This window comes from Stenotrophomonas sp. S41 (genome assembly GCF_016624625.1).
GTDB lineage: Bacteria > Pseudomonadota > Gammaproteobacteria > Xanthomonadales > Xanthomonadaceae > Stenotrophomonas.
This window is the reverse complement of sequence record NZ_JACVTV010000086.1, coordinates 1-19,618: the sequence shown is the minus strand read 5'-3', so window position 1 is coordinate 19,618 and position 19,618 is coordinate 1. Positions and strand designations below refer to the sequence as shown.

The following is a 19,618-nucleotide window of genomic DNA, read 5'->3' as shown; positions in this document are numbered from 1 at the left end:
CCCCGCCCCCCCCCCCCACCCCCGCGCCCGCCCGCGCCCCCCCCCCCCGGGGCCGCCCCGCGCCCGCCACTACCGCGGGGCTCAGCCCCGCAACAGCACGAACGGCAGCAGCACCAGCGCCGCCGCCACCACCATCCCCAGCAGCACCAGCACCACGAACACCGGCCGCCGCCGCAGCAGGCTGCCGAACGTCTCGGCCGTGCCCTCGCGCAGCGCCTGCTCGCGCTCGGCACGCACGCGCACCCCGCGCGCCGCCTGGTACTCGGCCATCAGCGCCTTCGCCCGCGGCTGGTCTGCATCCTCGCTCAGCCACAGGCCGCCGTTGGAAATGCCCCACGGGCTGGGTTCGGTGCGGTACCAGGCGATGCCGTGCTGGTCCAGCAGCGTGCAGACATCGGCGTATTCGTCGTCACCGACATTGCGGAGATTGAGCAGGAGTTTGGCCATGCGACCATGATACCCGGCACCGATGCGCTACCCTTGCCGCCCCCGACACCCCCCATCCCGGAGACGCCCGATGCGCCGCCTGCTGCTACCCCTGCTGCTGTCCCTTGTCGCCGCCGGCTGTGCCCGCGAACCGGCCGGTCCGCCCCCGGGTGGCACCCTGACCACCTTCGAGCGCATCGACACCCAGGTCGGCACCGGCGCCGAAGCCGTCCCCGGCCAGAAGGTCTCCGTGCACTACACCGGCTGGATCTACGACCAGCGCACCGAAAGCAAGCACGGCAAGACCTTCGACAGCTCGGTCGGCCGCGGCGAACCCTTCACCTTTACCCTCGGCGCCGGCCAGGTCATCCGTGGCTGGGATGAGGGCGTGGCCGGCATGAAGGTGGGCGGCAAGCGCACCCTGATGATTCCGCCGGCCTACGGCTATGGCGACCGCGGCATCGGCCCGATCCCGGCCGGTTCCTCGCTGGTGTTCGATGTCGAGTTGCTCGATGTCAAACCGTAATGCCGCTGCACCGCGCCGGGTCGCCGTCATCGGCGGCGGTCCGGCCGGCCTGTTCGCCGCCGAGCGCCTGCGCGCGGCCGGTCTGGACGTGGACCTGTACGAGGCCAAGGGTTCGCCCGGCCGCAAATTCCTGATCGCCGGCAAGGGTGGGCTCAACCTGACCCATTCCGACCCGCGCCCGCTGTTCGACAGCCGCTACCGCGAACAGGCCGATGCCGTCGGCCAATGGCTGGATGGCTTCGACGCCCAGGCGCTGCGCGACTGGGCCGCCGGCTTCGGCGTGGAGACCTATGTGGGCAGCTCCGGCCGCGTGTTCCCGGTTGACCGCAAGGCCGCGCCGCTGCTGCGTGGCTGGGTGCGCCGGCTGAAGGAACAGGGCGTGCGCCTGCATGCCAACCATCGCTGGACCGGATGGACCGAGAACGGCGCGCTGTGCTTCAGCACCGAAGACGGCCCGGTCGAAGTGCAGGCGGATGCCACCGTGCTGGCCCTGGGCGGCGGCAGCTGGCCGCAGCTGGGCAGCGATGGCGCCTGGGTCGCGCCGCTGCAGGCGCGCGGCGTGGACATCGCCCCACTGCAATCAGCCAACTGCGGCTTCGACGTGGACTGGACCCCGTTCTTCGCACAGCGCAACGCCGGCGCACCGCTGAAGTCGGTGGTCGCGCACTGGATCGACCTGCAGGGCCAGCCGCACTCGCTGCAGGGCGAATGCGTGGCCAGCGAGTACGGCATCGAAGGCAGCCTGGTCTACGCGCTGGCCGCCGATCTGCGCGAGACCCTCAACCGCGATGGCCACGCCACCCTGTGGCTGGACCTGGTGCCGGGCCGCGATGAAGCGCGCCTGCTCGCCGACCTGTCGCGCCCGCGCAAGGGCCGCAGCTTTGGCGAACACCTGCGCCGCCAGGCGGGACTGGATGCGGTGAAGACCGCGCTGGTGTTCGAGATCCTGGGCAAGGACGCCGGCAACGACCTGAGCGCCGTGGTCGCGACGCTCAAGCGCCTGCCGCTGCGCCTGCTGCGCCCGCGGCCGATGGCCGAAGTGATCAGCACCGCCGGTGGCGTGCGCCTGCAGGCGCTGGATGACGGCCTGATGGTGCGCGCCCTGCCCGGCGTGTTCTGCGCCGGCGAGATGCTGGACTGGGAAGCGCCGACCGGCGGTTACCTGCTGACCGCGTGCTATGCGAGCGGGCTGCGGGCGGCCGAGGGTGCCATCGCGTGGCTGGCGAAGCGCTGACCGCAGTGTTGTAGAGCCGAGCCCATGCTCGGCTGCAATCAACAGCAGCCGAGCGTGGGCTCGGCTCTACACGTTGCGGTGCATGCGCACCGAGGCCAGGGCCACGCCACTGGGGTGCGGATAGGCTTCTTCGGCCCCGGCGATGAAGCCCTGCCGTTGATAGAACGGCACCGCGTTGAGCGAGGCTGACAGCACGACCTCACGCGCCGGATCGGCCAGTGCCAGCAGGCGCTGCATCAGCGCCTGGCCGATGCCCTGCCCGCCCTTGTCCGGATCGACGAACAGCGCATCGACCTCGTTGCCGGCGGCATCGAACACGCCAAAGCCCAGCAGGACGCCCTGCCCGTCCTCGGCCACCACGCAACCGCCCTGAGCGAGCAGGCGTTCGTACTGTGCCGGTGGCGGCGAGGCCGACCACGGCGCGATCACCTCGGGCGGATAATGACTGCTGCAGGTTTCGCGTACGCAGCGCGTGCGCAGGGCCCACAACGTGGCCACGTCATCGGTCGTGCCGGTCCTGAACTGCATGATGCCTCCCCTGTAGAGTCGAGCTTGCTCGACTGCTCTTGTAGATCGAAAAACAGTCGAGCGTGGCTCGACTCTACAACAGGGTTACCGCGATTTGCTCGCGCGCAACGCCTGGATGCGCGGCGGCGGCTGGAACGAATCGCTGCGGGCTTCTGCCCAGAAGGAGTGGAACACCGCGTGGTCCGGCACTTTGTGCAGCAGCTCGCCCGGCTCCAGGTAGCGGTACAGCGAGGCCAGCGAACGGATCTCGACCGGCGAAACACGACGCAGGATGTGCTCGGGCCCCAGCTCGGCCGGGTCATTGAGACCGGCCGCGCAGAGCAGCTCCTTCAGCGCATGCAGGGTGTGCTCGTGGTAACTGTGCACGCGCGTGGCCTTGTCCGGTGCGTCCAGATGCTTCCAGCGCGCCGGGTTCTGGGTGGCGATGCCGGTCGGGCACTTGTCGGTATGGCAGCTCAGCGACTGGATGCAGCCGAGCGCGAACATGAAGCCGCGGCCGGCGTTGCACCAGTCCGCGCCGAGCGCGATGGTGCGGGCGATCTCGAAGGCGCTGGTGATCTTGCCGGCCGCACCGATGCGGATGCGCTCGCGCAGGTCCAGGCCGACCAGGGTGTTGTGCACCAGCAGTAGTGCCTCGTGCATCGGCACGCCCACATGGTCGACGAATTCGGCCGGCGCCGCGCCGGTGCCACCTTCGGCGCCATCGACCACGATGAAATCGGGCAGCAGGCCGGTTTCCTGCATGGCCTTGGCAATGCCGAACCATTCCCACGGGTGGCCGATGGCCAGCTTGAAGCCGACCGGCTTGCCACCGGACAGCTCCCGCAGGCGGGCGACGAACTGCAGCAGTTCCACCGGCGTGGAGAACGCCGAATGGCGCGAGGGCGACACGCAGTCCACGCCCATCGGCACGCCGCGGGTGGCGGAGATCTCGGCAGTCACCTTCGGCGCCGGCAGCACGCCGCCGTGGCCCGGCTTGGCACCCTGCGACAGCTTGATCTCGATCATCTTGACCTGATCGTGGGTGGCATTGGCGATGAAGCGTTCCTCGCTGAAACCGCCCTTCTCGTCGCGGCAGCCGAAGTAGCCCGAGCCGATTTCCCAGACCAGGTCGCCGCCCATCTCGCGGTGATACGGCGAAATCGAGCCCTCGCCGGTGTCGTGGTAGAAGCCGCCGCGACGCGCGCCGTCATTCAATGCGCGGATCGCGTTGGCCGACAGCGAGCCGAAGCTCATCGCCGAGATGTTGAACACGCTGGCCGAATAGGGCTTGGCACAGGTGGGGCCGATCAGCACGCGGAAATCATGCGCGGCGATGGTGGTCGGTGCCAGCGAGTGGTTGATCCACTCGTAGTCCACCGCGTAGGTGCTGCGCAGGGTGCCGAAGGGCACCGTGTCCATCTCGTTCTTGGCGCGCTGGTAGATCAGCGCACGCTGCTGGCGCGAGAACGGCACGTCCTCCAGGTCGCTCTGCACGAAGTACTGGCGGATTTCCGGGCCGATGGATTCCAGCCCGTAGCGGAAGTGCGCCATCACCGGGTAGTTGCGGCGCAGGGTGCTGCGCTTCTGCAGCAGGTCCCAGGTGCCCAGTGCCACCATCGCGGCGGTCAGGCCGACGCCCCAGTACCAGGCCGACCAGATCGTGGCCAACCACAGGCACAGGGGAAACAGCAGGATGGCGAGCAGGTAGACGATATACCGGTGCATGGCGTTCCTCGGTTGCAACCGCCACAGTCTACCGTGCGGGTGTCTACAGGCGGTCGTCGACCACGCTGCGCGGCCAGGCCGACTTCACGTCGTAGACCAGGCCGCCGGGCGCCAGCAGGGCGCGGATGCTCTCTTCACTCGAGGTCTTGAAGCTGGCATGGGCCACCGCCAGCACCACCGCGTCGTAGTGCCCGGCCTGCGGCTCGGCCACCCAGTGCACGTTGGCATCAGCGAGGGCCGCCGGCCCCACCCACGGGTCGCTTACCTGCACCTGTGCGCCGGCCGACTGCAGGCGCTGGGCCAGTTCCAGCGCGCGGCTGTTGCGCAGGTCCGGGCAGTCCTCCTTGAAGGTCACGCCCAGCACCAGGATGCGCGACTGCGCTGCCGCACGGCCGCGCTCGGCCAGCATCGCCAGCACGCGCGTGGCGACGTGTTCGCCGACACGGTTGTTGACCTGCCGCGCGGTGTGGATCAGGTCCGGGTGGAAGCCCACGCTTTCGGATTTGTGCAGCAGGTAATACGGGTCCACGCCGATGCAGTGGCCGCCGACCAGGCCGGGCCGGAACGGCAGGAAATTCCACTTGCTGCCCGCAGCGTCCAGCACATCCTGGGTGTCGATGCCGAGCCGGTCGAAGATCAGCGCCAGCTCGTTGACCAGGGCGATGTTGACGTCGCGCTGGATGTTCTCCACCACCTTGGCCGCTTCGGCCACGCGCATCGACGGCGCCGGGAAGGTGCCGGCGGCGATGATGCGCTGGTACAGGCCGTCGACCACCGCCGCCACCGCCGGGGTCGATCCGGAGGTGATCTTGCGGATGTCGGCCAGGCGCCGCTGGCGATCCCCCGGGCTGACCCGTTCGGGGCTGTAGCCGCAGTAGAAATCCTCGTTGAAGCGCAGTCCCGAGCCCTCTTCCAGCAGCGGCACGCACACTTCCTCGGTGGTACCCGGGTAGACCGTGGACTCGTAGATGACCAGATCGCCGGCGCGCAGATGGCTGGCCACCAGGCGCGTGGCCGTGCGCAGTGGCTCCAGGTCCGGCTGCTCGTACGCATCGATCGGCGTGGGCACGGTGACGATGTAGACATTGCACGCGTCCAGCTGTGCAGGGTCGCTGCTGTAGCGCAACTGCACCGCCGCAGCCAGCTCCTCCGGCTCCATCTCCAGGGTGTGGTCCTGGCCGCTGCCCAATTCGGCGATGCGCGCCGCGTCGATGTCGTAGCCCAGCGTGGGAACGTGACGGCCGAACGCCACCGCCAGCGGCAGGCCGACGTAGCCCAGCCCGATCACGGCCGGCAGCGGTTGCTGCGCGGCGCCGATGGGTGCGCTCATGGGCGATGCCCCGTGGGCAGCGACAGGGTCTGGGTCATCCGGGTGTCCGCGGTGAAGGCAAGCATGCCCGCAAGGTTAACCGCCCCGGCGGCGACAGGCCACGCCGGGCTCAGGAGCCCAGGCTGACCGCGGCCGGTTCCAGTTCGCCGTGGCCGCCGGTCCAGGCCTCCAGCAGCAATGCAAAACCATGGTTGCTCGACGGCAGCGCGTTGTCGAAGCCCGGCCACGGCGCGGCCACGATGCTGTCCAGCGTGGCCGCATCGATCATGCGGTTGGCCATGGTCCAGCGCGGGAACCAGCGCGACTGCAGGGCGCCCGCAGCCAGCTCGCTGACGCTGCCGTGGCGGCGTGCATTGAGGATGCGCGCATGCACCGACGCCACGCCATCGCGCGGCCCTTCGATGTACTGCAGGAAGCGGGTGCCATCGAACATCAGCACACCGGTGACACCGGCCATGCGGTTGAAGGTGGTCGCGTCGGCCAGCAGCGCATCGAGATCGGGCACGTCCAGCCCTTCCCTGGCCGTACTGACATAGGCAAACGCATGCAACGCCATCTCCACCACTCCCCTTCCCCTGATACAGGGAAATATGACAGGAAGCTCGGGGACTTCAAGCGCTCGCTATTCCGGCGGCGCCTCGATCACGTAGCCGCGCTGCGTCAGTTCTTCCAGATAGCCTTCGCCCAGCAGCTGGCTGACCGGCACCGTGGCAAACGTGCCGGCATGTTTGGCCAGCGCGGCATCGGCCGCCTGCAACCACCGCGCGCGGACCTGCTGCGGCAGGTTGCTCCAGCCACGGCGGCGCACGAACTCCGAGTCCTGCAGCATTTCGCGGCAGCTCTGCGCCATCGTCGAGGAGGACAGGCGCTTCAACGCGGCGACATCACCCAGCGCCCAGGCATTGGCGCGCTCGCGCAGCACCGGCGCCTGGAACTCCACCGTGTCGAGCGTGCGCTCGAAGCACGCGCGGTCATCCACTTCCGAGGCCTGCAGTTCCTTCAGCGCGCCACGCATGTCGTCGATCTTCAGCTTCACCTGCACGTCTTCCGGCTGCAGGTCATGGGCCTTGTAGACGCGCTTCAGTGCGTCCTTGACCTGCTTGCTGTCGCGCAGGCCATTGCGCTTGAGGAAGGCCTGGTACAGCCGGCCGGAGGCCACCAGCGGGCGATCCTTCTCCACGCTGCGATCATTGCCCAGGTAGGTCTGCTTCAGGCCCAGCCAGCGCGCATAGGTCGGTGCGGGCAGCAGCTGGTCCAGCGTGCGCCCCTGCGGATCACGCGTGGTCTTCTTCGCCAGCGGCAACAGGGTCAGGCCCTTGAAGAAGCCTATCTTCGCGTCCAGCCCGAAGCCCGGGTCGCCCAGCACGTGGTCGACGCTGGCGATGGTGCGTTCGACTTCATCTGACCGCCATTCCACCCGCGCTGGCAGCGGCGATACCGTACCGAGGATCCACAGCACATGGCCCTGCGGGCCGGTCACTTTCCACAGGCCCGGACCGGGCTGTTCACCGGTGACCTGCACGGTGTCCAGATCGACCACCGCGTCCGGCCCAGCGGGCGGTGGTGCCGGCTGCGCCGACACGGCCCCTGCGGCCAGCCACACGGCCAGCACCAGCCCACACTGCATCCACTGCCTGCCACGTCCGTGCATGTCGCCATTCCCGGGAGAGTGGGCGGACTGTAACCAGCGCCGCAACCGGCTGCGTAAAAGCCGCGTTATCCGCCGGCGCGGGCAGCGATTCCGTTACAATCGGCGCGCGCTGCAGGCCCGGATGGCGAAACTGGTAGACGCATCGGACTTAAAATCCGCCGGGGGCAACCCCATGCCGGTTCGATTCCGGCTCCGGGCACCATGCGCGCAACAGGCCTCAGATCGCCCGCGAATAGCGCGGCTGTTCCTGCGCAACGCGCAGATACGGATCGAAGCACATCGCCAGCAGCCGCAGCAGCGGCCGCCCCGGCTCACTGGCGCGCACCACTCCATCGCTGTACTCGGCCAGGCCATCGCGCTGCAGCCGCTGCACGGCCTGCAGATCCTGCGCGAAGTACTCCTCGAAGCGCACGCCATGGCGCTGGGCCAACGCATGGCCATCCACCTCGCCCTGGCACATCAGCTGCTGGATCAGCTCGGCGCGCAGCTGGTCGTCCTCGCTGAGCGCGACGCCGCGCCAGACCGGCAGCTGGCCCTGGCCCACCGCGGCTTCCCATGACGGCAGATCACGCGGGTTCTGGCTGTAGGTCGCGCCCACGTGGCTGATGGCACTGACCCCCAGGCCAAGCAGATCGGTGTCGGCGTGGGTGGTGTAGCCCATGAAATTGCGGTGCAGCTGACCGGCACGCTGCGCGCGCGACAGGTCCTCCTCGGGCAGCGCAAAGTGGTCCATGCCGATGTACTGGTAGCCCGCTGCGGAGAGGCGTTCGACCGCCAGCCCAAGCAGGGCCAGCTTGTCTTCCGGTGAAGGCAGCCGGGTCTCGTCGATCTGCCGCTGTGCGCGGAACAGGTGCGGCAGATGCGCGTAGCCATACACCGCCAGGCGGTCCGGACGCAGTGCCAGCACCAGCTCCAGGGTGCGCCCGAATCCTTCCAGGCTCTGCCCGGGCAGGCCGTAGATCAGGTCGACGTTGACCGAGCGCATGCCGCTGTCACGGCAGGACCGCAGGATGTCCAGCGTCTGCCGCACGCCCTGCACGCGGTTGATCGATTCCTGCACCTGCGGGTCGAAATCCTGCACGCCGAGGCTGGCGCGGTTGAAGCCCAGCCTCGCCAGCATCGCCACGTCACCGGCATCGATGAAACGCGGATCCAGCTCGATGGAGAAATCGCGCTGTGACGAGTCACTGAAATCGAAACGCCGGCGCAGCCCTTCCACCAGCGTGGTCATGGCCTCGGCATCGAGGAAATTGGGCGTACCGCCACCCAGGTGCAGCTGGATCACTTCGCGCCCGTCATCGAACTGCGGTGCCAGCAGGTCGGCCTCGGCCAGCACGCGCGCAACGTAGCTGTGGCCACGGCCGCGATCGCGGGTGATCACCCGGTTGCAGCCGCAGTAAAAGCACGGGCTGGAACAGAACGGCACGTGCACGTACAGCGACAGCGCGCGCGCCGTCTGGTTGCTGTCGGCGATCGCCTGGCGCAGGGCCGGCGCGTCGAAGCCATCGTGGAAATGCGGCGCGGTCGGATAGGAGGTGTAGCGCGGCCCCGGCCGGTCATGCCGGCGCAGAAGATCAGGGTCGAAGGTCCAGGCAAGGCCACCAGCAGCGGGAGAGAACGTGTCCATGGCGCCAGCATCGCGCCGGCGCGGCGTCCCCGCCTTGACCTTGATCAATCCTGGCCGCGAGCACCCAGCACCGGCAGGCCCACCTGCGGCCAGCGCAGCATCTGGTAGCGGCGCCAGAAGGTCTCGGCGATGCGCTTGGCCACGTCGTCGGCCAGCGCCTGCATCGGCGGGTTGCCGCACTCGGCCGTGGTCCTGTGGAACAGCACCAGCCAGCGGTCGAACAGATCCTTGTCCAGGTCGATGGCCATGTGCTTGGACATCGGCGAACCACTGAAGCGGCGGGTACCGCGCAGCATGGCCGACCAGAAATCGACCAGCTGGGCCAGGTGCGAGGGCCAGTCATGGACATGGCCGTTGAACACCGGCCCCAGCCGCTCCTCCTCGCGCACCCGCGCGTAGAAATCGTGGACCAGGCGGGTCACTTCCTCTTCGCTGCACAGCGCCAGCGAGGCGACGGGAAGTTCGGTCGGGGATGGTGCGTTCATCGGGTTACCCAGTACGGATCGGCAGTGTGCCGAAGGCGGCGGCGGCCGCTGTTGATCCAGATCAATGTCGGCGCGGACAGGCCCGCCTAGGCTGACGCGCTTGCAGGACGCATGCCCTGCGGATGCTGCGCCGACCACCGCGAAGTATACGCGCCGCCCTCTTCCTCAGACCTGGGACAGCATGAACACATCGTCTTCCGGCCGCCGCCAGCGGCTGATCCAGCACTGGGGCGCGGTCCTCTGGCCCAGCTTCATCGCCGCCGGCCTGGCCAGCGTGGTGTTCTTCGCCTTCGTCGATCCCCTGCGGCTGCAGGCGATCAGTTTCCCGGGCAGCGCGATCAGCCGTGAGCTGGGCTACACCGCGGGCTTCTTCATGTTCTGGGCGGTCACTGCGCTGTCCAGTGCAGTGACCGGCTACCTGCTGCGCCCGATCGGCGACGGCGACGACGAGCTGCCGCTGGGATGAGCTGCGCCCTGCCCTCCGTGCCGCGCCCCTGGCGCTGGCGTGGCGCCCTCAGTGCCACGCTGCTGGCGCTGTTCTACGTGCTGCCCTGGCTGCGCTGGGATGGACGCCAGGCGCTGCTGCTCGATCTCGCCGCACGCCGCTTCGATCTGTTCGGCTGGACGCTGTGGCCGGATGACATCGGCATGCTGCTGGGCCTGCTGGCGGTGCTTGCCGTGGGCCTGGCCCTGCTGACCCACCTGGCCGGCCGGGTCTGGTGCGGCCACGCCTGTCCGCAGACCCTGTGGATGCGCGCCTTCGACGGCATCGCCCGCGTGCTGGCGCAAGGGCTGCCCCCGCGCGCGGCCACGGTCGCGACCCGACTGTGCTGGGTGCTGCTCTCGCTGTGGACCGGCATCACCTTCGTCGGCCTGTTCAGCCCCATCCACGGCCTGTTCGGCCTGCCCGCCGCAAGCGGCTGGAGCGGATGGAAAGTGTTCTGGGTGCTGTTCTATGCCGGGGCCACCTACGGCAATGCCGGCTTCCTGCGCGAACAGGTGTGCCGTTCGCTGTGCCCGTTCGCGCGCCTGCAGCCGCTGCTGACCGATCCTCATACCCCGCGCATGCTGTACGACGCGCGCCGTGGCGAACCCCGTGGCGCACGACCTGCCGCACTGGGCGGCGTGCAGGCGCGCGGCCGTGGCCTGCTCGATCCGGTCACCGCGCAGGACTACGTGTTCCGTGCCGCCCATCCGCTGCTGGCGGGGCCGATGCCCACCTTCAGTGCGGACCGGCTGGGGGATTGCACCGACTGCGCGGCCTGCGTGACGGCCTGCCCGATGCAGCTGGACATCCGCCATGGGCCCCAGGCCGATTGCCTTGCCTGCGGTGCCTGCCTGGAAGCGTGCGCACAGCAGCAGCACCACGCCGGCTTCGGCCAAGGACTGGTGCGCTACTGCAGCCCGCAGGTGATGACCGGGCAGGCGCCGCGCTGGTGGCGCACACGCACCACCGTGCTGGCATCCCTGCTGGCGGCCCTGCTGGCGTGCGGCGCCTGGCGCCTGTGCTGATTCAACGCGGGCGGCTGCTGCCGTCCGGCGGCACCAGCTGGGCACGGCGGACGATGCCGAGCTGTTCGATGATCAGCGCCAGATCGTTGGTCACTTCGGTACGCTCGGTTCCCTGCGGAACCAGGCGATCAAGCACCTGCTGGTAGGTATCCCAGAACGCCGGACCGCATCCGTGTTTGTGATAACTGGCTTCCAGTTCGCGGCGTACCCGTTCAGCCAAGCCATGCATGCCGTATTCCATACGACCTCCGTTGGACTTGTCCTGCATCGTTGACGGTCAACCGATCTACGTGCGTGGTACTGAAAGACTCCCGGCCTTCACAACCGGTTGATGCCAATTAGTCATAATTTTCACGACAGGTCAATTACAGGGTGCGACTTTTGTGATTGAAATTATTAATCGTTCATGATCTGAGCAACTGGGCCGCCCCGCCCCGCCGTCGCGCCAAAGCCGACACCCTCGCCCGACACGCATTCCGCCGCGCCCCTGCCGCGCCTGTTTCAATCGAATTCAACTATGGCGATAAGCGCGCTTAACAAATCGGCATAACCACGCCAACCGCGACAGTTTCAGTCGTTACTTAGATGGTTTCTACCTGTTCGCTCTTTTCCGCGGGAAACAGACTCGGATAGCGCTGCTGCAGCATGTAGCGCCGCAGCGGCGGAATCGGAAAGTCGCGGGGCCATTGGGAGACAGCGGATCTGCTGATTCCAAAGAGCCTGGCCAGCTCGGCGTCGGTCTCCAGTCCCAGCCGCATGCGCACCTGACGCTTGCACCAGATTTCGTCCATTTTCGATCTCTTTCGTCATCAGACTTATTCTGGTGGCAAGGATTCTTTTGAATCCACGCGTTAAGCTGGCTTGCATAGATGAATACTCTTGGACAACGACTCGCCGCCGCCATGAAGGATGCCGGGCACCCCCGCCCGGCCGACCTGGCCCGCGCTGCGCAAAGCACCACCGCCACCGTCAGCAACTGGCTCAACGACAACGTCAAGGCCGACCACGTAAAAGCCGAGCAGCTCTTCCGCATCGCCGATGCCGTGAAGATGGATCCGCGCGAACTGCTGTTCGGTCCGGTCGATGGCGCGGTCGGCGAACGCGGCAGCGCCTACATGTACCTGCCCAGCGAGGCCTATCTGGATGTCTGGGAAACCGCCTATGAGCTGGTGGCCAACATCCTCGACCGGCGCGGGCTTGATGTTGGCTTCCGCCGGCAGGCATCGCTGGGATTGATGGCCAACGATCTGCTGCGCGAAGGCATCAGCCGCAGCAAGGTCGCCCGCGTGGTCGCCACCGCCCTGCCCTGACAGATTTATGCCCAGCGCCGCGTCGCGCTGGTAGCATGGCGCGTGATGGGGATGGGGCTCCCCCGATAACCGCCTGAGATGGCTGATGGCTCCTGTTGTTGACGAACCCGGCGTTCGTCGATGGCAGGCCGTGCCCGCCATTGCATACGCCGTCGATCCTGCTAACCAGCATTCGAGGCAAACGATGCAAGCACTGAACAACTATGTCCTGGTCTTCCTGGGAGGCGGCGCGGGCGCGTGCCTGCGCCATGCCTGCAACCTGCTCGGCGCGCGCGTCGCCGTCGGCAGCCCGTGGCCCTGGTCGACCTTCCTCATCAACATCAGCGGCGCGCTGCTGATGGGCGTGGTGGTGGAGGCCTTCGCCCTGCGCAATGGCGCCTCGCCGCAGCTGCGGCTGCTGCTGACCACCGGCATCCTCGGCGGCTACACCACCTTCTCCACCTACTCGCTGGAAATCGGCCTGCTGCTGCAGCGCGGCCAGCACGGGCTGGCGGCGCTGTATGCCGGCGGCTCGGTCGCATTTGGCCTGGCCGGCCTGTTTGGCGGCATGAAGCTGGCCCGGCTCGCGCTGGGCTGAGCACTCAGGCGGCGCTGGCGCGATCCTGTTCACGCCACTGCCGTGGCGACTGCCCGGTGTGTGCCTTGAACGCACGCGACAGCGCGGCTTCGCTGCCGTAGCCGACGTCGTCGGCAATCCGCTTCAACGGCCGCCCCTGGCGCAGCGCCTGCTGGGCCAGGCTGACACGCCAGCCCTGCAGGTACTGGCCCGGCGTGGTCCCCATCGCCTCGCGGAAACTGGCGGCGAATACGCTGCGCGACATGCCGGCGGTTTCGGCCAGGTCCTCCAGCCTCCAGGCCTGCGCCGGCGCCTCATGCATGGCCACCAGTGCCAGGCGCAGGCGCGGGTGGCCGAGCCCGGCAAACAGGCCGCCGCGCATCTGCCCACCTTCCATCAACTGCCGCAGCACCTGGATCATCACCACCTCGAACAGGCGATTGACCATGACCGTGCGCCCGCAACGCTGCTCGAACGCTTCCTCGAACAGCAGATCCAGCGCGGCGCTGCCGCCATACAGATCCGTCAGCGGCATGCAGATGAAATCGGGCAACGCCGCGCTGATCGGATTGAGCCGGCCGCCTTCGAAATGCAGGTTGGCGCAGGCCATGTCGGCACCGTGCTGCGGGTCGGTACTGAACCGGTGCGGCATCGGCCGCGGGTACAGCAGCAGGCTGGGCACATCCACCTGCACGGTCTGCTGGCCATGGCTGACCTGCACCGGCCCGCGCCGCACCAGGTGCAGCTGGCCGGCCTCATCCTCGCCCGGCAGGCTGTTGATGCCGCACAGCGCGCCGGCATGGAACACCGAGGCGTTGACCGCGAAGCGTTCCAGCAGGATGGCAAGGCGGTCGACCATGGCGGGACTTCGGATCAAGTAGATGAAGGCTGGTGCGACCTATCGTATCGAACTCGCCGGTACGCCGGCGAGCAAGCCTGCGGCAGCGCAGCGCGCGTGCCCCACCCCCAGGCCCTATGCTCGGCGCACCCCTGCACGGATGACTGCGATGCGCGCCCTGCTCCCCCTGGTCCTGGCGATCGGCCTGCTTCCCACCAGCTCCCTGCACGCGGCCACACCGCCAGCGCCGCGCACGTTCAGCGGTGAACTGCAGGGCGCCCCCTGGCGGCTGGATGTTCCCGCGCAGTGGAACGGCGAGCTGGTGATGCTGGCCCATGGCTATGAACCGGTGGGCGTGCCGCGCGAGACGCCGATGGCGGCTGCAGACAGCACCCAGGCACTGCTCGATGCCGGTTACGCCGTCGCCCAGAGTGCCTACTCCAGCCAAGGCTGGGCGGTGGCCGATGCGGTGGCTGACATGGAGCGCCTGCGCCAGCACGCGCTGGGCGAACTCACGCACGTGCGCCGCACCTGGATGCTCGGCTTCTCGATGGGCGGCGCGGTCACCGTGGCCAGCCTGGAGCGCCATCCGCAGGGCTATGCCGGTGGCATTTCACTGTGCGGCGCCAACCTGCCCGGCGACGTGCTGGCCGGGGACCTGCTGACCACCCTGGTGGCCTTTGACTACTTCTTCCCCAAGGCCGAGGGCCCGCCGGCCGGCGGGCTGCTGTCGAGCGAGGCTGCCGCGCTGCCACAGATGGCGCTGTACCAAGGCATCGCTGCCGCACTGGCGACTCGCCCGGCGCAGGCCGCACAGCTGGCCACGCGCCTGCAGGTCGCACCCGATGCGCTGGCCGGTGCGATCAGCCTGCACGCATTGGTCCTGCACGAACTGGCGACGCGCGCCGGTGGCATGCCGGCAGGCAACATCGGCATCGTCTACAGCGGCTTCGGTGACGACGCGGCCTTCAACGCGGGCGTGCAACGGGTGCAGGGCACAGCCGCAGGACAGGCGTACGTGCGTGACCAGCTGGCGCTCAACGGCGCGTTGCAGCGCCCACTGGTGATCCAGTTCAACAGCGATGATCCCACCATCGTGCCGCGCATGCAGACGGTGTATCCGCGGCTGGTTGCGCGCGCAGGCAGCGCCTCGAAACTGCATGTACTGCCTCCTGTCGGCGAAGGCCATTGCGGCTTCTCCGGCGCGCAGGTGGTGGACGCACTGAAGGCGGCTTCCGCGCACTGAGGCTACGATGGAGGCACGGCGCAGCGCGCGTCGCGCACTTCATTCCACTGCCCTGTGAGCCCATGGCCTTCTTCGAACGACTGAGCGACACCCGCTACCTGCCGACCGCACACGTGGGCGGCGCCTGGAACACCAACGAACAGCACATCGCCCCGGCGATGGGATTGCTCGCGCATCACCTGGAACGCGACGCCGCCGCGCGCGGCCACGGCTTCCTGATCGGTCGCCTGTCCTACGACATCCTCGGCACCATTCCGATCGAAGCGATGGACGCGCACGTTCAGGTACTGCGCGGCGGCCGCACCATCGAACTGGTGGAAGCCACCCTCAGCCACCAGGACCGCGCCGCCCTGCGCGTGCGTGCGTGGCTGATGCGCCCGAACGATACCGCGGCGATTGCCGGCACGCCGCTGGCGCGCATCGCAGCTGCCGACACGATGCCCGAATGGGATCCGGCGACGGTGTGGCCGGGCGGCTTCATCGAGAACGTGGAGATCCGCCGCGATGACCACGGCCCCGGCCGTGCGACCTATTGGGCACGCGCGAAACAGCCACTGCTGGAGGGCGAGACGGTGAGTCCGCTGGCCCGCGCTGCCACCCTGTTCGACCTGTCCAACGGCATGGCCGTGCGCGCCGATCCGAAGGACATCGCGTTCCCCAACCTGGACCTCACCGTGCACATGTTCGGCACGCCGCAGGGCGACTGGCTGGGCTTCGATACCTCGGTGTCGTTCGGCAGCGAAGGCATCGGCCTGACCAGCACCGTGCTGCACGACGAGCGCGGCCCGATCGGCAGCATCGGCCAGGTGCTGACCGTGCGCCCCTGAGCGCAGCCGTGCAGTTGCAGCGGGCGGCGTCAGCCGCCCAGCGTGCCCATGGTGAAGGTGTAGCCCGAGCGCATCAGGAAATCGCGCATGCGCAGTTCAGCGCGACGCGGTGATGGCAGATCGGAGGGCCCATACAGGGCGTAGACCACGCCCGAGCCTTCGATGCTCTCACGGCGCACGCCGCAATGGCGCGTTTCGGCCGCGATCACCCAGCCGTCCTTCAATTGATCCGGCCCGATCGACTGACCGTTCTTGAGCCGGAATGTCAGCCAGCGCACATCCGCAGTGGATCTGCTCATCGCTGGCCTGCCGCGTGCTGCATGCGGTCTTGCATGTCCCTGCGTGCCATTGCTGCTCCCGAATACCGAAGCTCGACCATACCCCCTTCTCATGTCGTCCCGGTTTGAGATTGGTGACGCTTGCACATGCATTAGCGCTAATGCATATTGCCTCTTATGAAACGAACTGCCGGATTGGGCGAACTGCTCCGCTACACCGCCGAACTCGTGGACCAGGGGGCCGAAACGGTCTACCGGGACATGGGCCTGGACTACCGCGCGCGCTACACCCCGGTGATGCGCGCCATTGCCGGAGGCGCCCGCACCGTAGGCGAGATCACCGACGCCAGCCGCCTCACCCAGGGCGCGATCAGCCAGACCGTCGGCCTGATGATCCAGCAGGGCCTGCTCGAACGCCTGCCGATGGCCGAGGACGCACGCAAGAGCGCGCTGGCTTTCACCGCCGACGGTCGCGCACTGCTGCGCCGGCTGGAGCCGCACTGGTCACTGGTGTTCGAGGCGATCGGCACGCTGGAAGCGGAGATCGGTCATCCCTTGCTGGACGTGCTGGAGGCCACGGCATCGGCACTGGAACACAAGGGCTTCGCCGCGCGCCTGTCGGAAGTGCGGCAGCTTTCAGCCAGATCGTCGCTGCGCGACTGAGGGAGCACGTCCGGCGACAGGCGGCTGCATGGATCAGTACGCCGTGGATGCCGGCGCGGCGTACTGCTGCTGCACGCGCCCTTCCTGATCGCGGCGTGCGGACGCACAGCGCTCACGCGCCGTGGACATCTGCGCATCGGCGGCAACCCGTTCAGAACTCAGCGACTGCTGCAGGCTGGACATCTGCGCACGGATGCCCGATTCGAGCGTGGCATTGGACAGTGGGCTGCTGGTCTCCGCGGGGGCGCTGCGGGCGGCTGCCAACTGTCGATCCAGCTCGGCGACCTGTCGGTTGACGGCCTGCGTACGCGCGTCGAGCGGACCATAGATGCGGGTCTGTTCCCCCTGCAGGCAGTTGCGCTCGGCGATGCCCGCATCGCTCATGCCGGTGCTGCGATACACCGCCGCGCGATTGGACGCTTCGCCAGCACTCTCGGATGCGGCACGGTTCGAGCGAAGCTTCATCGGCTCGCTGCCGGCGCCGCACGGGTCCTGCGAATAGACCGTTTCACCCGACGCGCCCTTGCACTTGTAAACCTGCGCCGACGCCACCGGTGCCAGCAGCAAAAGCACCAGGCCCATCCCGAATTTCGCGTTCATCCAGACCTCCTGTCCGTGGCCGAGTCGGCCCGCTCTCTCATACGCTACGACGGTTCCCTGGCAACGGCAAAGACCCCGCCAGCCCGTGCAACCCGGTTCCGTTCACACAACGCGTCTGCCAGCACCTGGATTTCCGCGCGCATGGCCAGCACCTGCAGCCAGTGCGCGGGGATGCCGGCCGCACCGTGGAAGGCACCGGCCAACTGGCCCAGCACCGCCGCCGTGGTATCGGCATCGTCGCCCAGGTTGGCCGCTTCCAGCACCGCAGCGGCGAACGTGTCGTGCCGGTGGAAGCACCAGAACGCCGCCTCCAGGCTGTCCACCACATAGCCGCTGCCGCGGATCTGCTCACGGCTTGCCTGCTGGTAGTGCCCAGCGGCGATCTGCTGCAGGCGCTCGCCCTGCACCGGGACGTCACGCAGATCCAGCACGGCCTGCTTCGATTGCCCATCCAGCGCACGCTCGATCGCGGCTGCCAGCAAGCGGCATGCATCCAGGCATTCGCGCGTGGCATGGGTGGTTCGCGAACTCAGCTCGGCCATCGCCGGCAGTTCCGGCGTTCCGGCATAGCGCAGCACCACAGGCGCCAGGCGCATGATCGAGCCATTGCCGGCACTGCGCGGATCTTCATTGCCCGACAGCGGCTGCCCGCTGAGCAGGAACTGATCGATGGCCGCGCGCGTGGCCATGCCGATGTCGAAGCACTCACCGGTCGCGCTCCAGTAACCATTGCGATACCAGTTGGCATAGCGGGTCATCTGGTCGCGCGGGTCGAACTCATCGCAACGCACCAGGCTTTCGGCCAGGCACATCGCCATCGAGGTGTCGTCGGTCCACTGCCCCAGCTTCAGATTGAACGGGCCGCCGCCGACCATGTCGGTGAGCGCCGTGAAACTGCCGCGCGGCTTGAACTCCACCGTGGTGCCGACGGCATCGCCGCAGGCCAGTCCGAGCAGCGCGCCACGGAAGTTGTCGATCTGGTTCATTCCCCGAGTGTAACCAGACACGGCATCAGGTGTTCCCGGACACCCGTCTCAGTTCGAGCGCGGCAAACGTATACCAGCCAAATGCTGGCAACAACGCGATGCGCTGGGTCAGCCCGTGCCAGGGTTGCGGATCGAAGCCCGACAGCATCAACCAGAGATAGGCCATGCCCAGCAGCGACGCGGCGCGCGCCACCCAGGCGATGCGCCTGGAGGCATCGGCACCAAGCTCAACCAGGAACAACAGCGGCGTCAGGATGGAAAAGATGCCGATGGAGTACATGCCGTGCAGCGGGCTGCCGGTGGTGAACACCCCGTTGCTGAGCATGGCCACGCCGAACAGTGAGGAGGTGAGCGCGGTGAGTGCGAAGCGGCGGCCCCAGCCCAGCAGCGCAAGACTGAAGACGATGATGGCCGCGCCATTGACCGCGATGCAGGCCGTCAACATGTTTGCCGGCAGGCCCGGCATCAGCCCCATCTCGCTGAGGTGCTGCGAGAGCGAGCTGTAGCCGGGCACGGTGAAGCCGAATGCGATTGCGGCGAACATCGCGCCGAGGGGAAGGTAGATTGCCTGCCGGATTGCCAACGCGCGCACTGCCCGCCCCTCTTCCTGAGTGATGGCGGACGTTAGCAGGGGCGTCTGCGGGCCAGCAGTGCGGTTTGGCAGGGGGGCTGATGGCGCACTTCCCTGTACGCTGTGGGGACCCATCGAAAACGTCGCGAACACCGCATGGAAAAGGACACTTCCGAACGCCGGCCATGGCGCAGCCTTCGCCGCCGCCTCATCGTACCTGTTTTCTGGGGCTTGGCGGGTGTGCTTGCCTTCCCCCTGGTGAGTGACACGGGTCGACCAGAGGCAGAGTTGGCCCTGGTCGTTGTCTGGATGGCGGGGCTCTTGGTGTTGAATCGGCGGATCTCAATGGCGCCCTGCCCCAGGTGCGGGGAGCGCTACTACAAGAACCCGCGCGATGCGTTCGCCGTGGTCTTCTTCACCTATGCCTGCCGCAACTGCGGTGCGCGTCCTCCGGCAAGCTGAGCGCTGCAGCGTGATCCCGGGCGTCACGCAAAGAAAAAGCCCTGACCGGAGTCAGGGCTTTTCAATTGGAGGCCTCAAGCGGAATCGAACCGCTGTAAACGGATTTGCAATCCGGTGCATAGCCACTCTGCCATGAGGCCAACGTACTGCGGCCAGGAACGATGCCCCTGACATGACAAAACCCCGCGATGGGGCCTGTCGAAACTGGAGCGGGAAACGAGACTCGAACTCGCGACCTCAACCTTGGCAAGGTTG

Annotated in this window: 25 protein-coding genes, 2 tRNA genes and 1 riboswitch; of the genes, 11 read left to right on the top strand and 16 right to left on the bottom strand. The window is 67.8% G+C overall.

Features of this window, described 5'->3' with window-relative positions:
- Positions 1–81: 81 nt before the first annotated feature.
- Positions 82–447 (bottom strand): DUF6164 family protein, encoded by a 366-nt coding sequence (locus tag IAE56_RS15955; protein WP_108768450.1) that lies wholly within the window; start codon positions 445–447, stop codon positions 82–84.
- A gap of 70 nt (positions 448–517) precedes the next feature.
- Between IAE56_RS15955 and IAE56_RS15950 the strand changes: the two genes are divergently transcribed.
- Both IAE56_RS15950 and IAE56_RS15945 read left to right on the top strand, forming a co-directional pair.
- Entirely contained in the window at positions 518–952 is a 435-nt protein-coding gene (locus IAE56_RS15950; protein WP_108768449.1) for an FKBP-type peptidyl-prolyl cis-trans isomerase, read from the top strand.
- Positions 939–2,186 carry a TIGR03862 family flavoprotein gene (locus IAE56_RS15945; protein WP_200753197.1) on the top strand — a complete coding sequence of 416 codons (1,248 nt, stop codon included), beginning with the start codon at positions 939–941 and terminating at the stop codon, positions 2,184–2,186. Before IAE56_RS15950 ends, IAE56_RS15945 begins: the two co-directional genes overlap by 14 nt.
- Positions 2,187–2,252: 66 nt before the next feature.
- On the opposite strand, the gene IAE56_RS15940 is transcribed toward IAE56_RS15945, so the two are convergent.
- The 5 genes from IAE56_RS15940 to IAE56_RS15920 all read right to left on the bottom strand — a co-directional run bounded on the left by IAE56_RS15940 (position 2,253) and on the right by IAE56_RS15920 (position 7,402).
- Positions 2,253–2,714 (bottom strand): GNAT family N-acetyltransferase, encoded by a 462-nt coding sequence (locus tag IAE56_RS15940; protein ID WP_200753196.1) that lies wholly within the window; start codon positions 2,712–2,714, stop codon positions 2,253–2,255.
- Positions 2,715–2,798: 84 nt separating this feature from the next.
- A complete protein-coding gene (locus IAE56_RS15935; RefSeq protein ID WP_200753195.1) occupies positions 2,799–4,421 on the bottom strand; it encodes an FMN-binding glutamate synthase family protein in 1,623 nt (540 codons plus the stop codon).
- Between the two features lie 43 nt (positions 4,422–4,464).
- A complete protein-coding gene (locus IAE56_RS15930) occupies positions 4,465–5,751 on the bottom strand; it encodes a nucleotide sugar dehydrogenase (RefSeq protein ID WP_200753194.1) in 1,287 nt (428 codons plus the stop codon).
- Between the two features lie 109 nt (positions 5,752–5,860).
- The gene (locus IAE56_RS15925; RefSeq protein ID WP_200753193.1) at positions 5,861–6,307 is read right to left on the bottom strand and encodes a BLUF domain-containing protein; all 447 of its coding nucleotides are present in this window, start codon (positions 6,305–6,307) and stop codon (positions 5,861–5,863) included.
- Positions 6,308–6,373: 66 nt separating this feature from the next.
- On the bottom strand, positions 6,374–7,402 hold the full coding sequence (locus IAE56_RS15920) for a TraB/GumN family protein (RefSeq protein ID WP_200753192.1): 1,029 nt from the start codon (positions 7,400–7,402) through the stop codon (positions 6,374–6,376).
- A 115-nt stretch (positions 7,403–7,517) separates the two neighbouring features.
- Here IAE56_RS15920 and IAE56_RS15915 point away from each other — a divergent pair.
- Positions 7,518–7,604 (top strand) — tRNA-Leu (locus IAE56_RS15915).
- A gap of 15 nt (positions 7,605–7,619) precedes the next feature.
- On the opposite strand, the gene hemN is transcribed toward IAE56_RS15915, so the two are convergent.
- Positions 7,620–9,029, bottom strand: coding sequence for an oxygen-independent coproporphyrinogen III oxidase (hemN, locus tag IAE56_RS15910; RefSeq protein ID WP_200753191.1), 1,410 nt, complete (start codon positions 9,027–9,029; stop codon positions 7,620–7,622).
- 44 nt (positions 9,030–9,073) lie between these two features.
- A complete protein-coding gene (locus IAE56_RS15905) occupies positions 9,074–9,514 on the bottom strand; it encodes a group III truncated hemoglobin (protein ID WP_200753190.1) in 441 nt (146 codons plus the stop codon).
- A 181-nt stretch (positions 9,515–9,695) separates the two neighbouring features.
- Here IAE56_RS15905 and IAE56_RS15900 point away from each other — a divergent pair, with 181 nt between their 5' ends.
- Together IAE56_RS15900 and IAE56_RS15895 are read left to right on the top strand one after the other, a co-directional pair.
- The gene (locus tag IAE56_RS15900) at positions 9,696–9,980 is read left to right on the top strand and encodes a hypothetical protein (protein ID WP_200753189.1); all 285 of its coding nucleotides are present in this window, start codon (positions 9,696–9,698) and stop codon (positions 9,978–9,980) included.
- Positions 9,977–11,026 (top strand): 4Fe-4S dicluster domain-containing protein, encoded by a 1,050-nt coding sequence (locus IAE56_RS15895; RefSeq protein WP_200753188.1) that lies wholly within the window; start codon positions 9,977–9,979, stop codon positions 11,024–11,026. The genes IAE56_RS15900 and IAE56_RS15895 overlap by 4 nt, the downstream gene beginning before the upstream one ends.
- Before the next feature lies 1 nt (position 11,027).
- Here IAE56_RS15895 and IAE56_RS15890 read toward each other — a convergent pair whose 3' ends face one another.
- Together IAE56_RS15890 and IAE56_RS15885 are read right to left on the bottom strand one after the other, a co-directional pair.
- Positions 11,028–11,267, bottom strand: coding sequence for a hypothetical protein (locus tag IAE56_RS15890; RefSeq protein ID WP_116862951.1), 240 nt, complete (start codon positions 11,265–11,267; stop codon positions 11,028–11,030).
- Between the two features lie 340 nt (positions 11,268–11,607).
- Positions 11,608–11,817: a hypothetical protein gene (locus tag IAE56_RS15885; RefSeq protein ID WP_200753187.1), complete on the bottom strand. Its 210-nt coding sequence runs from the start codon at positions 11,815–11,817 to the stop codon at positions 11,608–11,610.
- A gap of 78 nt (positions 11,818–11,895) precedes the next feature.
- Here IAE56_RS15885 and IAE56_RS15880 point away from each other — a divergent pair, with 78 nt between their 5' ends.
- Together IAE56_RS15880 and crcB are read left to right on the top strand one after the other, a co-directional pair.
- Positions 11,896–12,336 (top strand): helix-turn-helix domain-containing protein, encoded by a 441-nt coding sequence (locus IAE56_RS15880; RefSeq protein ID WP_234456129.1) that lies wholly within the window; start codon positions 11,896–11,898, stop codon positions 12,334–12,336.
- Between the two features lie 38 nt (positions 12,337–12,374).
- Positions 12,375–12,438: riboswitch (Fluoride riboswitch) on the top strand.
- An 82-nt stretch (positions 12,439–12,520) separates the two neighbouring features.
- On the top strand, positions 12,521–12,913 hold the full coding sequence (gene crcB / locus IAE56_RS15875; protein WP_200753186.1) for a fluoride efflux transporter CrcB: 393 nt from the start codon (positions 12,521–12,523) through the stop codon (positions 12,911–12,913).
- A gap of 4 nt (positions 12,914–12,917) precedes the next feature.
- Here the strand turns inward: crcB and IAE56_RS15870 are convergent, their stop codons facing one another.
- A complete protein-coding gene (locus IAE56_RS15870) occupies positions 12,918–13,751 on the bottom strand; it encodes an AraC family transcriptional regulator (RefSeq protein WP_200753185.1) in 834 nt (277 codons plus the stop codon).
- Between the two features lie 148 nt (positions 13,752–13,899).
- Here IAE56_RS15870 and IAE56_RS15865 point away from each other — a divergent pair, with 148 nt between their 5' ends.
- Positions 13,900–14,976 (top strand): hypothetical protein, encoded by a 1,077-nt coding sequence (locus IAE56_RS15865; RefSeq protein ID WP_200753184.1) that lies wholly within the window; start codon positions 13,900–13,902, stop codon positions 14,974–14,976.
- A 62-nt stretch (positions 14,977–15,038) separates the two neighbouring features.
- The gene (locus IAE56_RS15860) at positions 15,039–15,803 is read left to right on the top strand and encodes a thioesterase family protein (RefSeq protein ID WP_200753183.1); all 765 of its coding nucleotides are present in this window, start codon (positions 15,039–15,041) and stop codon (positions 15,801–15,803) included.
- Between the two features lie 29 nt (positions 15,804–15,832).
- Here the strand turns inward: IAE56_RS15860 and IAE56_RS15855 are convergent, their stop codons facing one another.
- Entirely contained in the window at positions 15,833–16,102 is a 270-nt protein-coding gene (locus tag IAE56_RS15855) for a hypothetical protein (protein ID WP_108768429.1), read from the bottom strand.
- A 174-nt stretch (positions 16,103–16,276) separates the two neighbouring features.
- Between IAE56_RS15855 and IAE56_RS15850 the strand changes: the two genes are divergently transcribed.
- The gene (locus IAE56_RS15850) at positions 16,277–16,744 is read left to right on the top strand and encodes a helix-turn-helix domain-containing protein (protein WP_200753182.1); all 468 of its coding nucleotides are present in this window, start codon (positions 16,277–16,279) and stop codon (positions 16,742–16,744) included.
- 33 nt (positions 16,745–16,777) lie between these two features.
- On the opposite strand, the gene IAE56_RS15845 is transcribed toward IAE56_RS15850, so the two are convergent.
- Genes IAE56_RS15845 through IAE56_RS15835 form a run of 3 tightly spaced genes read right to left on the bottom strand, consistent with a single transcriptional unit; the run spans position 16,778 to position 18,922 of the window.
- The gene (locus IAE56_RS15845; RefSeq protein ID WP_234456128.1) at positions 16,778–17,344 is read right to left on the bottom strand and encodes a DUF4124 domain-containing protein; all 567 of its coding nucleotides are present in this window, start codon (positions 17,342–17,344) and stop codon (positions 16,778–16,780) included.
- 44 nt (positions 17,345–17,388) lie between these two features.
- Positions 17,389–18,330, bottom strand: a complete 942-nt coding sequence (locus tag IAE56_RS15840; protein WP_200753181.1) for an ADP-ribosylglycohydrolase family protein — start codon at positions 18,328–18,330, stop codon at positions 17,389–17,391.
- Positions 18,331–18,355: 25 nt separating this feature from the next.
- Positions 18,356–18,922: a DUF998 domain-containing protein gene (locus IAE56_RS15835; RefSeq protein WP_200753180.1), complete on the bottom strand. Its 567-nt coding sequence runs from the start codon at positions 18,920–18,922 to the stop codon at positions 18,356–18,358.
- Positions 18,923–19,057: 135 nt separating this feature from the next.
- Between IAE56_RS15835 and IAE56_RS15830 the strand changes: the two genes are divergently transcribed.
- Positions 19,058–19,363 (top strand): hypothetical protein, encoded by a 306-nt coding sequence (locus tag IAE56_RS15830; protein ID WP_200753179.1) that lies wholly within the window; start codon positions 19,058–19,060, stop codon positions 19,361–19,363.
- Between the two features lie 66 nt (positions 19,364–19,429).
- On the opposite strand, the gene IAE56_RS15825 is transcribed toward IAE56_RS15830, so the two are convergent.
- Positions 19,430–19,503, bottom strand: a tRNA-Cys gene (locus IAE56_RS15825).
- Positions 19,504–19,618 lie beyond the last annotated feature (115 nt).

Excerpts from the sequence above, each read along its gene's own strand:
- IAE56_RS15955 (WP_108768450.1), bottom strand. The coding sequence starts at position 447 with ATGGCCAAACTCCTGCTCAATCTCCGCAATGTCGGTGACGACGAATAC.
- IAE56_RS15950 (WP_108768449.1), top strand. The coding sequence starts at position 518 with ATGCGCCGCCTGCTGCTACCCCTGCTGCTGTCCCTTGTCGCCGCCGGC.
- IAE56_RS15945 (WP_200753197.1), top strand. The coding sequence starts at position 939 with ATGTCAAACCGTAATGCCGCTGCACCGCGCCGGGTCGCCGTCATCGGC.
- IAE56_RS15940 (WP_200753196.1), bottom strand. The coding sequence starts at position 2,714 with ATGCAGTTCAGGACCGGCACGACCGATGACGTGGCCACGTTGTGGGCC.
- IAE56_RS15935 (WP_200753195.1), bottom strand. The coding sequence starts at position 4,421 with ATGCACCGGTATATCGTCTACCTGCTCGCCATCCTGCTGTTTCCCCTG.
- IAE56_RS15930 (WP_200753194.1), bottom strand. The coding sequence starts at position 5,751 with ATGAGCGCACCCATCGGCGCCGCGCAGCAACCGCTGCCGGCCGTGATC.
- IAE56_RS15925 (WP_200753193.1), bottom strand. The coding sequence starts at position 6,307 with ATGGCGTTGCATGCGTTTGCCTATGTCAGTACGGCCAGGGAAGGGCTG.
- IAE56_RS15920 (WP_200753192.1), bottom strand. The coding sequence starts at position 7,402 with ATGCACGGACGTGGCAGGCAGTGGATGCAGTGTGGGCTGGTGCTGGCC.
- hemN (WP_200753191.1), bottom strand. The coding sequence starts at position 9,029 with ATGGACACGTTCTCTCCCGCTGCTGGTGGCCTTGCCTGGACCTTCGAC.
- IAE56_RS15905 (WP_200753190.1), bottom strand. The coding sequence starts at position 9,514 with ATGAACGCACCATCCCCGACCGAACTTCCCGTCGCCTCGCTGGCGCTG.
- IAE56_RS15900 (WP_200753189.1), top strand. The coding sequence starts at position 9,696 with ATGAACACATCGTCTTCCGGCCGCCGCCAGCGGCTGATCCAGCACTGG.
- IAE56_RS15895 (WP_200753188.1), top strand. The coding sequence starts at position 9,977 with ATGAGCTGCGCCCTGCCCTCCGTGCCGCGCCCCTGGCGCTGGCGTGGC.
- IAE56_RS15890 (WP_116862951.1), bottom strand. The coding sequence starts at position 11,267 with ATGGAATACGGCATGCATGGCTTGGCTGAACGGGTACGCCGCGAACTG.
- IAE56_RS15885 (WP_200753187.1), bottom strand. The coding sequence starts at position 11,817 with ATGGACGAAATCTGGTGCAAGCGTCAGGTGCGCATGCGGCTGGGACTG.
- IAE56_RS15880 (WP_234456129.1), top strand. The coding sequence starts at position 11,896 with ATGAATACTCTTGGACAACGACTCGCCGCCGCCATGAAGGATGCCGGG.
- crcB (WP_200753186.1), top strand. The coding sequence starts at position 12,521 with ATGCAAGCACTGAACAACTATGTCCTGGTCTTCCTGGGAGGCGGCGCG.
- IAE56_RS15870 (WP_200753185.1), bottom strand. The coding sequence starts at position 13,751 with ATGGTCGACCGCCTTGCCATCCTGCTGGAACGCTTCGCGGTCAACGCC.
- IAE56_RS15865 (WP_200753184.1), top strand. The coding sequence starts at position 13,900 with ATGCGCGCCCTGCTCCCCCTGGTCCTGGCGATCGGCCTGCTTCCCACC.
- IAE56_RS15860 (WP_200753183.1), top strand. The coding sequence starts at position 15,039 with ATGGCCTTCTTCGAACGACTGAGCGACACCCGCTACCTGCCGACCGCA.
- IAE56_RS15855 (WP_108768429.1), bottom strand. The coding sequence starts at position 16,102 with ATGAGCAGATCCACTGCGGATGTGCGCTGGCTGACATTCCGGCTCAAG.
- IAE56_RS15845 (WP_234456128.1), bottom strand. The coding sequence starts at position 17,344 with ATGAACGCGAAATTCGGGATGGGCCTGGTGCTTTTGCTGCTGGCACCG.
- IAE56_RS15840 (WP_200753181.1), bottom strand. The coding sequence starts at position 18,330 with ATGAACCAGATCGACAACTTCCGTGGCGCGCTGCTCGGACTGGCCTGC.
- IAE56_RS15830 (WP_200753179.1), top strand. The coding sequence starts at position 19,058 with ATGGAAAAGGACACTTCCGAACGCCGGCCATGGCGCAGCCTTCGCCGC.